Raw genomic sequence first — 13,846 nt, 5'->3', positions numbered from 1 at the left:
CACATTACCACTTATAAGACGCTCCCCGAGCGAAGTCGAGGGGCAATAATTTCGAAGAACGGGTTATATTATTAACTTTAGTTCTCATACATTTCCATCTGCAACCTTGTTTCTTCCAGATCAAGTTCCCGTTCAACCTTTCTCAAGATCTCTTCACTGGCCAATCCACTTCTGTGTAATCCTTCAATTGCTTTCCGTTCAACCTTTATGAGGTCGATCTGCATTTTTGAAAATTCATTAAAAACACTTTGCGGCAACTGCTTTCCTTTTCCAAAGTAATTAGCAGGCAATTCTGTTTTTTGCAAACGATTATATTTTACTTCATACTTACTCTTGATGTTTTGCAACAATTCTTCAGAGGTCATTGCAAGATTTTCTTCGATGTGAGAAATTGCAGTAGAAACTATTTGAGTACGGACAGTATATTCTTCCAATACTATGGAATGTGGCTCGATCTTTAACTTTCTGATCAGCCATGGCAATGTTAGGCCGAGTAATACAAGTGTAGAAAGTATCACACAAAATGTGAGATAGATGATCAGATCTCTATGCGGAAAAGTTTCACCATTTGGTAACGTTAATGGCAATGCTAATGCAGCAGCCATCGATACCACACCTCGCATACCGGCCCACCCGAATACAACCATATTCCTGGGATCAAATGGTTCTGTTTCACGGATACGTTTGCTTAGCCAGCGAGGTAACATGGCAGATGGATAAACCCAGATAAAACGAACAATAATCACTGCAAAGCTGATCACTAATCCATACATCAAAAGTTCCGGAATCGAATAGTGATTGATTCCTTTCAACACACTTCGCAATTGAAGTCCGATCAGGATAAAGATCAGACTATTCAGAATATAAATGATCACTTCCCATACTGAATATGCCATTATCCTGCTCTGATGACTAAGCGCTTCCCCTGAGCGAAATGAAATATATAATCCGGCAGTGACGACTGCCAGTACTCCGGAAAAATGAAAGTGTTCCGCTAATAGATATGCAGCAAATGGCGTAAGAACTGTAAGTGTAACCTCAATCACAGGATCACAGACCCAGCGTTTATGTACTTGCAAAATGAGATAAGCCAGTGTTAGACCTAAGGCAATTCCGGCACCGGCAACTACTATGAAATTTAATCCGGCCTCCCATAAAACAAAATTTCCGAGTGTAATTGCAGCCAGTGCGTATTTGTATGCGATCAGACCACTGGCATCGTTTACCAGACTTTCGCCTTCAAGTATTGCAATTAACCGTGGACTTAATCCTAATCCTTTCGTAACAGATGTTGCTGCAACTGCGTCCGGAGGAGAAACAATAGCGCCAATCAAAAATGCAAATGGCCAGCTTAATCCGGGAATGATCAGATGAGCAACAACAGCAACTAAAGCAGTTGTAAAAAATACGAGTCCAATGGAGGCCAGGCTTATTGGTCTGATAGCTGATTTGAATTCATGCCAACTTGTATTCCATGCAGCTGCATAGAGAATTGGAGGAAGAAACAACAGGAAAACAACTTCCGGACTCATTTCCACAACAGGTAATCCCGGAATCAGACTGATCATTACACTGGAAATAACCAATGCTATTGGAAATGGAAAATTATATTTCTTACTCAGAATTCCCAAAAAAGCAATCCCGAAAAGCAGGATGACAATTATGCTGACGTTATCCATAAATGTTTAAGTTGTGTGAAAAAACAAATATAGGTTTTTAGAAATTACTTTTTATTTCTTAATAAAAAGCAAATAAAACTATCAGATTGAAATATCATTTCTTAATTATTTTCGCAACTTTTTTTATGTCATTTATGTGTACTTCAAGAAAATAAATTCCTTTTGAAAGAAAATCAAGATTGATCTCTTCGTCATCATCAAGTCTAAAATTTTCGGTCATTTTCCTGAATACTTCTTGTCCTAAAACGTTTCTTATTAGTATACATGAAGTGGTATTTGTTCTTTCATCCAATGAAACTAAAACTGAGCCGGTAAATGGATTTGGAGAAACTTTCAGCCCATCATTAATATTCAAATATGCATTGACACCAAGACCTAACGAAACATAACAAGTATTTGTAGCAACAGGATCATTCAAATCAAAATAAATAAAGGCAGTATTTTCGATCTGGTCGGTAATTGTAGTTGACGAAAGTGCTTGAATCCTGTACATAATATTTCCATGACTAAGTGCTTCATTGGTTCCGCTATCAACAAGATTTATATTGGTAAATCTAAATTCAATAACCCTATTAGGATAAAATATAGTCCGATAATTATGACTCGAACTTACAACTTCAATTGTAGATATATCAAGATTAACATCTATTGTATCCAGAATTCTGATCTCATATGCTAGATCGTTACCTGTATTTTGAAAATGAATTGTAAAATCAATATAACGATTTGTTGACGACAAAACTGTAGCAAGATCAGTCGGTGATGCAGTTTTGAAATTTGGATCAAATGAATTTGAAACAAGATGGTTAGTGATCTTTATATTATCAGAAGGCATTATATCTGTTCCACTGGCAGTAACTCCTGCAACATACTCAACATAAGAACCACTTATCAGACCAGTTGGTGCAGTAAGGCTGATTATAATATTAGAGGATTGCATTAACGAAAGTCCTGAAAAACTCCAGATAAGTGAATCCCCGCTAAGACTATAACCTGGAACAGAAACAGAATCAATAATAAATCCAGTTGGCAGTACAAAATACACTTGCCCGTTCTCCATTGCAGGTCCTTTATTAGAGTATGTTAAAGTAATATTTATTGGCAAACCAGGTCTGGTAGTATTCCGACTCAATGCACACGAAACCTGCATATCATGAACTCCAGGTATTGGTTGTATAGCAAAATCTTGACCACTCAGTGTTGCTCCACTACCTGAGAAATTAATTGTTCTGTTAGCAGGAATAGATGTAAAATAGCTTGGCAAGTTAGCTACACTTAATGTATAATTACCTGTAGGAATATAATCAGAGAATTCTCCGGTGCCCATACAACCGGTATAATATGGAGGAGCATTTAAAAATCCATTCGAGTAAGGTAAATCACCTATGTCAAAAACTGAATTAGAATTCATATCCAGATAAACCCGGCCTGAATATATATTGCTTCCGCGCACATAAAACCCATTTAGCAGTTTCATTGAGTCATCAAGCGCATTATAAAAGTTCACGTCATACAAACCAAGTGGTGCAATAAAAGGAATTGTAATAAATGCAGCCTGATAACTATCATCATCTATTGAGAAATCCCGTCTCCTTGAATAATTAATTGTGTATGATCCCTGGTTAAGGGTGAATTGCATTGTCCTTGTAGCTTGCCGAAAATGTGTATTAACACCGGAAATAGCCGGAAGTAAGGTCTGACCTTCATAACCATCCGATGGAGTTATCCCAGTCAGTTGAGGAACATTACTGGATGTTATAGAAAAAGTATTTGACCAGGGCTGAATCGGTCCTCCAAAAGCGTTTTCCCTTACCCGCCAATATGAAGTACCATTAACTGCAGTCAATGTTACTTGAGTGTCAAAAACATAAATTGTAGCCTCCGGGATAAAAGCAGGAGATTTACTTTGTTGAAATTCATAAGAGAAAGCTGAAATATCAGTCCATTCATAAACTACTAAACCTCCGGGAACGGTCAGACCGTCAGCAGGAGCTATCAGTGTTGGTTGGCAAATTCCGTTTTCAATATTTAGAAAAACAAGAAACAAAGCTATTATAGTCGGAAAGATATTCTTCATTAAGTACTGCTTTTAATTAGTTTAAGAATTTTATAAATCTATAAAATAATAAAGAATTCACAAAATTAAAATAGAATTAATGAATGAAAATAACTAAAAGTTAAAACACACGCCCTGTGTAAATACCACTTTTACACTCAATACGATAAACATATACTCCTTCAGGAAGTCTGAAGTCAAATTCGTTCGTATTAGTGCATGAAAAAATTATTCTTCCATTCATATCAAAAACAGTTACCTTAAAATTTCCTGACATATTATTTACAACATAGCTGTCTGTCCCTTGCTTAGAAATAAAAGGCTTATCGTTCTTTTGAACTTCAAGATCAATAAAATTAATCAAGCCATTATCGTCAGCTTTTAAAAAATACAACTTTGGGTAAGATGCGGTATGTTGCACCTGACCACACACTACGACTGAATGATCAGATGATTCAATAATTGAATTCCCGGCACTCGCTACACAGCCGATTGGACCTGGCAAGCAATAATCACGTTTCCATAAAAAATTACCGATTGAATCTGCATTTATAATAAACAGATCAACATTGTTAGATTGATCAATCGTTTTTCCGGTAATATAAATTCTACCATTCTGAAATATATCGAAAGACGTTGGTATATTATCATTTGATGTTGTCAGTGTCTTTCTCCATACTACATTTCCTGATGAATCAATTTTCATTAAACAAACTTGTGTGAATCCAAGCGTATCGAACGATTGTCCGCAAATTATAAATCCATTATCAGACGATTGAATCCTTATTCCACTTATTTCAGTTGCATAATCATATACTGAAGAGTCAACAACAATTCCTGACATATCAACCTTTCTGACGAAGGTTTTAGTTGCACCGTTCAAGACACCAACTCCTAATACATAAAAATGATTATTCTTAAATACCAGATCACGCACTGAGTAAACATCCGGTATTCGTGAGAAATTTTGTATCACGGTAACATTTCCTGCAGAATCAATTTGAAAGAACAATACACCGGTTGAAGTCAGATTATCAGCAAACCCCGTGATCAGATTGTTATTACCTATTACTAGCTTTGTATTCTGAAATTCCTTCAATGAATCCGAAATTATTGCTGTCCAGATTTCGGTTCCGGTAGAGTCAACATATTTAATTGCAACTTCCTTGCGAACATTCGACATATTGAAATGATCATATGTTACAGGAAAGATGAATCCACTTTTGTATGGAGTCAGTTCACCTACGATCTCATCAATTGTTCCATTGGAAAAATAGTTAGTATGGAGAACATTCCCATTCTGATCAAACTGAGTAAGGCATTCCGTCGAAATACATGAACCACAATCATCAGACAATGAGGTAACATAAAATTTTCCGTTTAACTCTGCAACCGAGACACCATACTGTTTAATTCCGATCTGCAAATATGAACGCTCAAAATTAGACTGTGCAATTGTGGGTGACCATTTGCAAAAGATTAAAAGAAATAAAACAATTTTCAATTTCATAATACGATGAATTTGGCACCACTAAATCTATTAAATTTATCAGTTAAATTACAAAAATATATTCCCGGCGACAAATTTTGCAATGAAATACATTTATTTGCTGAACCGTTATAAATTATCCTCCCACTGAAATCAAAAATAGATAGTACTTTATAATTTTCAGAATCCCGAATATTCAATACATTCATATGTTGATCGTAATAAAAGAAGTTTCATTCTGAACATCTGATTTTTCTCCTGACGTCCGATAAATACCATGGTTGATAAGGATCGATGAGGTAAACCACATAAATCCTTTTATACGATTATCTCCATTTGTAAACGAACAACCACAATTTGAGCAGGAAGAAGCTGTTGCGGATAAGAGATTTGTATACCAGGTATTTTCAACATCGTGGAGTGTAGTTAATGGCGATGAAAGATAATTTCCCAGAAAATCATCCCAGTAGTTTCCGGCATTTGGATAATTAGCACAAACAGCTTTCGGGAATGTGGAAGATTCTGCAGACATCAGGTTTAGAATTTCAGTTCCGCTCCTACCCGATGGCTGACCGAGCCAATAAAGATTATCGCAATTATAACCAAACAATACATTTGGATTCTGATGATAATCCACAAGCAATATTCTATCGACAAATGTGAGATCGATCTCATCAGCCTGTCGTTGCGGATCAGGAACGGTAACCAGGGGTGAATTAAATTCCTTCAATCGAAGTTCCATCTCTGATCTTAGATTCCCATATTTCCCAGCACAGATCACATTTCTTCTGATAAAATTCATCAGCTCCAGGAGATCCTGATACGCATAATACTCTTTTGAATAAACAGCATCATCACTATAGGCCGGGTGGTCGGAATAAAAACCGGATGTCCAGTATTCGTATTCAACACTCAGGTAATCAATATAGCCGCCAAAATATGCCGATGTCGAATTATAGTTTGCTATTCGTACCGCGGCTTTAGCCATTTCACCTTTAAGTAATTCCCTTCCTTCGGAGAATTGATTGACATTTGCAATCCGCATTGCATCCGGCGGAAAACAATCCGTTCGAACCACCAATTTTCTCCAGTTGATTCGTGGCGTGAATGTATATTGAACAAAACTTTTATCGCTGATCACAATTCCGACCTTAATATTGCGTGCATGAGCAGCATTCACAAAATAAAAAATGTCAGGTTCAAATGCAGGATCACCGATCACATATCCGTTTGGAAAATCAGTCGAATTAGAATTGTGGTCGAGGCCGAACAGTGCAACATAGGTAATGTTTCTGTTTCGGATCTCATCCAGAAAATCAATTGCTGCAATCGCATTTCCTACGTGAATCTGATAGATCAGATCCTGAGCACAATCAACATAGGTACCACGGATTCCAACGGGAGGTTGTGACTGAGCGAATGTAGAAACAGCAATTAAAATAGTTATGAGGAATAGTAATGATCTTTTCATGTTGATTGAGGTTTGCAATTGTTTATGCAAACCTAATGTCACATGATTTTTTTTACAACCAATAAAAGCAGGAACTTATATGCAGAGAATATAATTAGCCGTTCTGATTCAACTGAATTAATAGTCCTGACTCTTAAATTTTGGATGGCACTACATTCTCCGCACTAGCATTCAGAGAATGTACAACAGAATAAACAGCAATACTGATCACAGAAGCAAAGAAGCACCAGACAGAAACCAGATAATCATTATAGAAAATAGTTGTAATCACATAAGAGATCAGAATTGCAAATCCTAACATCCACATCCGCTTTATTCCTGAAAAGAATGGTGGAAAGATCGTTGCCAGCACATATAAAATTCCACAAACAAAAGCAGCTGACTGCGGGTATTGCTGATCGTATGCAATGTGCATTCCATCGCTCTGTGCATTTACCGGATAATTTAGAAGGCAATAACCTAAATAAACTGAAACGGCTGTCCCACATAATAATAATATTTTTCCGAATGATTTTCCTTTACCTGTATCATTCATTTTCATCACAGCAAATGGAACCCAAAATGGCCAGACGATTTGTGCAAAGAAAAGAAATATGAAAGTCATGCTTACTTTCAACTCTGCAAATGCTGGTTTGGTCAATGATAACCATAGAAATCCTTCCGAGAACTGTTGAATGGCAAATATGATTGGTATACTTGCGAAGAAAATCTGTGATGGCACTCTGACTTTTCGAACAGAAATAGCACCGATAACAGTCAATACAGTTCCTGCAGTGAAACTGGCATTAGCAGAAAAACACATACTCCGATTTTTAAGTAAGCTACAAAATTTTTCTGATAAAAATTATTTTTCTGAAATAAACTACCTGTCAAGTTTGTCTAATGAGGAATTCCAGCCGGCTGTACACTCTTTTATCAATTCAACCGGTATTCCGGGCTGTTCAATTGTCATTTTTGTTTCACCATTCGCTTCTTCAAATGCAACATGGACCTTTACATTCGACCAATCACCCGGCATATTGTAATATTCAGGAGAAACAATATTACCATCATGGTCAGCGAAATAATCATTGTAAAAAATTTCTTTCATCGGATTAATTTCTGTGATTTTGCATATAGACCAAATCTCTTCGCCTTTTTCCGAAACCATATTCGCAAAGATCTTTCCTCCTGGCTTGAAATCAATTTTACAACTTGTGCAATCATACTCTTCCGGCCCCACCATTTTTTGAAACTTGCAGGTTCTGACCATGCTTTCCATACTTCTTCTAATGGCAGATTGAAATTTCTCGTGATCTTAACAGTACCGGTCTTTCCATCTGTTGTTGTATCGTTCATTTTTCTTTCCATGGGTTCTTGATTTAATTTTCTGAAAGGAAAATATATGCCAAATGAATAAAACACTAAGTCCACTAAAAATCGTCACAAGAGCACTTATGAAAAAAAGCCTCACTTGTGCTCTTGTGCTAAAAACTTAGTGATCTCAGTGTTAAATTATTTTAATCGTTAATGGCAAACCACCACTCTCTCCACTTCAATCATTTCATCCGCAAAACATTTCACAAAATAAACTCCATCAGGAAATCTTCCCACATCAATTGATTCTCCATTAAAATTATCATCCTGATAAACGATTTTACCAATTGAATTAAAAATGCTGATCGATGAATTTTTATTTGCTTTGAAATTAATAATATTCAGATTTTCATTCGCAGGATTTGGAAAAATTGAAAAATCAAGATTCGATTCATTCTTAATATTATTGAACAAAGGATTTCTGATCACATGAATATCGGCCCGGTTTCTATCGTGTGCAATAAAATAAACTGAACCATCAGGAGCAGCGCAAACATCTCTTACTCTACCGTATTCAGAAGTGAGATAAAAGGTCTTTACTAGAACACTGTCGTAAGTTGCGTTCATTGTATACGCTATCAATCCCTGATTAAATCCTGTAACTGCCTGAATGAGTCCGTTGAATTCCGGAATTGCAGCATTGTTATAGAAATCAATTCCTGAAGCCGGATTCCTACCTACATCAATCGGAAAAACTGCGATGCTGTCATAGTAATCGCAACTGTCTGAATTATTAAAGCAACTGTCACCATCATATATCCACCAGCCATAAAATCTTCCAGCTTCAAGCAGATTCACTTCATCATACTGCATTCCGTATTCGGAAACAATTAAATTTCCATTGGGAGTTTGTACAATTCCCTGCGGATTGCGGTGACCATAAGTGAAAGTATAATCAGCTCTCGGATTATCTATTGGAACGCTTCCATCAGGATTTACACGAAGTACTTTTCCGCTATTATTGAAGAGCGTATCAAACTGAGAAAAGTACTCAGCCGTTGCAACATATAATTTATTGTCATCACCAAACAAGATGCGGCCTCCTGAATGTTCACCGCCATGATACCAATCCAGAATGAATTGCGGGTTGTAAAGTGAATCGCCTGTGAGACTGTAATCATACTTATAAACCTGGATGTTGTTACCGGCAGCATAATAGTATGCAGAATCAATAGCCAGGTAAACGAATGGATTATTTTGAAAATCATGATGAGTAGCAACACTCATAATAAATCCTGAATCGATTTGAAGAATGGTATCGACAATATGAGTTGTCGGATCATAAGTGCAAAGTCTTGTCTCATTTGTATACCAGAGTTTTTGATCCGGTCCCCAGAAGATATCCCATGGACCGCTAAAATATCCACCGGTAAAATGATTCGTATCTACGGCTACTGAAATTTCCACAATCGTATTGCCGATCGTATCAGTAACTGTTTGTGCTTTTGATTGAAAACAACAGAACGAAATAATAATCGTAAAAATTAGAAGGTGAAAGTTCATCTTTTTCATAGGATCAATTATGGATAAATCACTCTTTTATAAATAACAGCGAATGAATACCCTGATCAACAAAACGAATAATATAAATCCCTGAACTCAGTTCTGTAAGATCTGCCTCAACAATAGAATCATTTGTCTTTCCAATTTTCATTGTCATAACAATTCTACCGGAAAGGTCACACACTTTAATCTCATCGCTTATGTTTGCGAAGTTACCGGACAAAACCACTCTTCCATCAGACGGATTCGGATACAGAACATATTGATTTAAACCTGGATCAGCGCCAATTCCACCAATGATTTGTCCTACTCCTGCATCACAACTTCCAGATGAAACATTCTGCGTGTGATCCACATAGACATAACCGCTGGAATCAAGATTACCATTGATATCGTACGTATACCAATTAGTAAGGTCACCTGAGGTACATTCATGCATTATTTCTTCAATTAATAGTCCGCTGGCATTATAAGTAAATGAGGCAGTATCAAGATAGCATTCATCATAACCAAATGTTGAATCGATCCACATATCCCAGTCATAAGCTACCAGTTGATTTCCTGCATTGAAGTATTGCTCCTTTTTTACATAAGGGTGGTTAATCCCACCATTATCCCACACAAATTGCTCTTCACGGATCTGATTCAAGTTTGCATCATAAGTATACTGAACAAGTAAAGAGTCAACAGACCCTGAAGATTCAAAATTTCTGAAATAATAATCGACCAGATTATTTGGCAGGTAAGTATAATAATACGATAAATTATATGTCGAATAGTTCTGTGAAATGGATTCTATAATTACCCTGCCGGCAGAATCATATGTTACAATTCTTCCGGTTGCAGGAATAAAAACTGAATTTATTACAGCACCGGAAATGGTTGTAATAGAATTAGCGACCGAATCATAGATGAGAGAATCCATACCAGTCCCATTATATATAATCACTCCATCCCGTAATTTAGTTCTGGTTGTAATTCTAATAAGAAGATCACCTGTAGAATTGTAGATAGAACGTACTGAATCAATATGCTCATCATTATTAACAGTACCAAGTGAAGTATTTACGATACAATGTTCCGTAAATACAGAATCTACAACTGTGTTTTGCGCGAAGAGATTCAGGGGAAGAAGGGCAATAATAAAGTAAAAATATTTCATGGTTTTTGAGGTTTTAGTAAAGATAAATAATAAACAATATTGTGAATGTAATATTATATGAATTTTGGCCAATCCTCTTAAAATCCGGATGAATATATTACGCAAATTCTGAACGAAATCGCATAATAAGGGCATGAGTTCTTCAAAAAAAATATGTACTTTTAACCTTCCTAAAAAACAAAAAAACTTATGTTAAAAAAGCTATTATTCTTACCAGTCATTGCATTTCTATTAGTAGCATTTAATGCAGCTACAACAACCTGGAAACTGGATACTGCGCACTCCTATCTGGGATTTTCTGTTGGTCACCTTTCTGTTTCTGAGATCAAAGGTTCAGTCGTGATGACAGAAGCTACGATCACAACAACATCAGAAGATTTCTCTGATGCTACTGTTAGCATGAAAGCCGATATGAATACGATCGACACAGACAATGAAAAAAGAGATGCACACTTAAAAACAGCAGACTTTTTCGACACAGCGAAATATCCTGAGCTTACATTTCAAAGTACTTCATTTAAAAAAACAGGTGCTGATAAATATGTGATCAAAGGCAACCTTACAATGCATGGAATCACCAAAGAAGTGACATTGGATGCAACAACAAAATCAGGAACAAATCCAAACAACAACAAACCGATCACAGGAATGAAGATCACCGGTTCCATCAACCGACTTGATTTCGACATTTCAAAAAGCGCACCTGAAGCGGTGTTGACGAATTCAGTGGCGATTGAGGCGAATTTGGAGTTTGGGAAGGAGTAAACTTATTATCCTACAAATTCTATTCGACGACTGACGTGTTCATTAATTACCCAAAGAAAAAATGAACCGTTGTTGCTTAATAACCGAAAAGGTCCCTACTTGATGACAGAAGTGTTTCATTCAAATCGAAAGTAATAAATGAAACGCAGTCTCTTAATAACCGAAAGGGTCCTTATAGGATGACAGAGGTGTTTTATTAGCAACGAAAAAAATAAATGAAACGTCCTCGCTTAATAACCGAAAAGATCCCTCCTGGATGACAGGTCAAGTAGACAATATATGAAGCGGGGAAAATAAAAAGTATTTTTGGCATAGCCAAAAATACTTTTTATTTTTTCCCGCTTCGACATAAATGATAAGTAGCAGGTGTCATCCAGGAGGGAACTTTTCGGTTATTAAGTCAATAGCTTTGTATAAAACATTTTCATTATTAAAAACTACTTTTTCACTATAAGACCGATCACAGTAATGAAGATCACCGGTTCAATCAACCGACTTGATTTCGACATTTCCAAAAGCGCACCGGAAGCGGTGTTGACGAATGCGGAGGCGATTGTGGCGAATTTGGAGTTTGGGAAAGAATAACTTTACAGGATGACAGAGTTGTTTAAATAGCATCGAAAAAAATAAATCAAACGTCGTCTCTTAATAACCGAAAAGGTCCCTTCTGGATGACAGGTCAAGTAGCACAATAAGTTAAACGAACTCGTGATACAGGAGGGAACTTTAGGTTATGAAGTCAACACAGTTCAGAATAGAAACATTATTGATCATAGTTGTTCCAAGTTATACTTCCATCAGTCCACACCAATAATGATTTTCGTATGTTAATTTGTTTTTCGCATTGTAACTAAACCAATAATAACTCTAGTAAAACCTATAACCTCCTCTTACCTCCAAATCGAATCCAAATTCTGCCAATTAGATATCAGTTGACAATTATCGTTATCTCTTCAGAATTTAAGGTTTCGCCATTACAAATTATACTTATAGGTGCCAAGGTAATAGTCTCAGGTTTTAGAACTTTAAATTTATATTTCACAGATTGTACAGTAATCTTTTTACCATTAACGATCTCAGAACTTATAGAGGTTTGACTGCCGAGATACTCTGTAGTTTCTGAAGATTCAAACCGTTGATAGCTGTGGATTAAATCAGAACAATTATTTTGATAGGAAATCACAAACTCCTGTCCGGCTTTAACTCTAATAACTTTTTCAACTGCTCTGAATTCTGTTTTATCCGGATCTAAATCAATTTTACTCTCTGTATTGCTTTTAAATTCTTGATTAAATTCTTCCAGCTCCTTTTGAAACTTCCTATGAAATTCAGATTCCTTACTATTGTTCCATGCTACAACACTATCTGCAGCAGAGATTCTTTCATTTAGGACAAAAACACTGCCACCTTTCAACCTGTATTCTCTTTCATTCTTTGTATAAATCAAATCAGGCAAATTACATTTTCCGACAGTAGACGAAGACACAACCATTCCAATTTTAGTATTTTCATCCTTTGTTTCAATTGAATATCCAATTTCTTTTGTCTTTATATGAGTAATATTTTTCACCGATTTAACATGAAATGCACTGATGAATTTAGAGTACGAAGAAGAATCTTTTTCTCTTGCTTTATCTTTCTCACTAATTTTATAACCCTGTGAGTATTTCCCAACAAGGACATATGTTATTCTAAATGGTTCGTTGATCTTTACTGTGTCTTTCGAAGACTTGCAGCTTTCCATTTCGACTTTTATTTCTTTTATTTTAAACTTGTCATCGATCTTTATTGTCTTTGCCAATTCGGTGTATTCTGCCTTACAATCTTCTTTAAAAGGATCATCTATACAATTCATTTGAATATAAAATCCTTTGCACGGAATTGAAAATTTATGGCTTCTCAATTTATATTTTATTCCACTTTTAGTTTCTACTGTATATGTCATAACTGCATAAACACTTTCAATACCCGATATCATAATAGTTTTTGGTTCTTGAGAATATTTCATATCTATAAAAACACTAGATGCATCAAGGTTTCTATTATAAATCAGATCTTTGAATTCACTAAAATCATCAGAGTACTTTATTTTACTGTTAATAATGATCGTTGGAATCATACCATGGTACGATTTATTATACTTACAAAATGCTCCAACCATTTCCTCATCTTTACCTTGGAAATTTTTTTTAACTCCTCATAATTTGAAAAATTACCCAAGTTTGAATTTAGTTCTTTATTATTCGTTTCAATCCAATAAGCAGGTCTCTTCATCGAGAAACCAAAACGGCTATTCTCAAATAACTCTTGCGCATTAGTTACAGTGAAATTAAAAACAAGGATGAGTAGAAGTGGAAATTTATAG

General features: G+C 35.8%; 11 protein-coding genes. 1 reads left to right on the top strand and 10 read right to left on the bottom strand.

Annotated features, from left to right (window positions below):
• Window positions 1-77: 77 nt before the first annotated feature.
• The 9 genes from IPL24_07600 to IPL24_07560 form a co-directional block, all read right to left on the bottom strand.
• On the bottom strand, window positions 78-1,679 hold the full coding sequence (locus IPL24_07600) for a Na+/H+ antiporter (protein ID MBK8363547.1): 1,602 nt from the start codon (window positions 1,677-1,679) through the stop codon (window positions 78-80).
• 94 nt (window positions 1,680-1,773) lie between these two features.
• Window positions 1,774-3,756: a T9SS type A sorting domain-containing protein gene (locus tag IPL24_07595; protein MBK8363546.1), complete on the bottom strand. Its 1,983-nt coding sequence runs from the start codon at window positions 3,754-3,756 to the stop codon at window positions 1,774-1,776.
• A gap of 100 nt (window positions 3,757-3,856) precedes the next feature.
• Window positions 3,857-5,245 (bottom strand): T9SS type A sorting domain-containing protein, encoded by a 1,389-nt coding sequence (locus tag IPL24_07590; GenBank protein ID MBK8363545.1) that lies wholly within the window; start codon window positions 5,243-5,245, stop codon window positions 3,857-3,859.
• Window positions 5,242-5,433 (bottom strand): T9SS type A sorting domain-containing protein, encoded by a 192-nt coding sequence (locus IPL24_07585; GenBank protein ID MBK8363544.1) that lies wholly within the window; start codon window positions 5,431-5,433, stop codon window positions 5,242-5,244. Before IPL24_07585 ends, IPL24_07590 begins: the two co-directional genes overlap by 4 nt.
• Window positions 5,430-6,695, bottom strand: a complete 1,266-nt coding sequence (locus IPL24_07580; GenBank protein MBK8363543.1) for a hypothetical protein — start codon at window positions 6,693-6,695, stop codon at window positions 5,430-5,432. Before IPL24_07580 ends, IPL24_07585 begins: the two co-directional genes overlap by 4 nt.
• Window positions 6,696-6,828: 133 nt before the next feature.
• Window positions 6,829-7,497, bottom strand: coding sequence for a hypothetical protein (locus IPL24_07575; protein ID MBK8363542.1), 669 nt, complete (start codon window positions 7,495-7,497; stop codon window positions 6,829-6,831).
• A gap of 60 nt (window positions 7,498-7,557) precedes the next feature.
• Entirely contained in the window at window positions 7,558-7,947 is a 390-nt protein-coding gene (locus IPL24_07570) for an SRPBCC domain-containing protein (protein ID MBK8363541.1), read from the bottom strand.
• Window positions 7,948-8,201: 254 nt separating this feature from the next.
• Window positions 8,202-9,554, bottom strand: a complete 1,353-nt coding sequence (locus tag IPL24_07565; protein MBK8363540.1) for a PQQ-dependent sugar dehydrogenase — start codon at window positions 9,552-9,554, stop codon at window positions 8,202-8,204.
• A gap of 28 nt (window positions 9,555-9,582) precedes the next feature.
• The gene (locus IPL24_07560; GenBank protein ID MBK8363539.1) at window positions 9,583-10,716 is read right to left on the bottom strand and encodes a T9SS type A sorting domain-containing protein; all 1,134 of its coding nucleotides are present in this window, start codon (window positions 10,714-10,716) and stop codon (window positions 9,583-9,585) included.
• Between the two features lie 189 nt (window positions 10,717-10,905).
• Here IPL24_07560 and IPL24_07555 point away from each other — a divergent pair, with 189 nt between their 5' ends.
• A complete protein-coding gene (locus tag IPL24_07555) occupies window positions 10,906-11,481 on the top strand; it encodes a polyisoprenoid-binding protein (GenBank protein ID MBK8363538.1) in 576 nt (191 codons plus the stop codon).
• 928 nt (window positions 11,482-12,409) lie between these two features.
• On the opposite strand, the gene IPL24_07550 is transcribed toward IPL24_07555, so the two are convergent.
• Entirely contained in the window at window positions 12,410-13,600 is a 1,191-nt protein-coding gene (locus IPL24_07550; protein ID MBK8363537.1) for a hypothetical protein, read from the bottom strand.
• Window positions 13,601-13,846 lie beyond the last annotated feature (246 nt).

The organism is Bacteroidota bacterium (genome assembly GCA_016711505.1).
GTDB lineage: Bacteria > Bacteroidota > Bacteroidia > AKYH767-A > 2013-40CM-41-45 > JADKIH01.
This window is presented reverse-complemented; position numbering and strand designations above follow the sequence as displayed.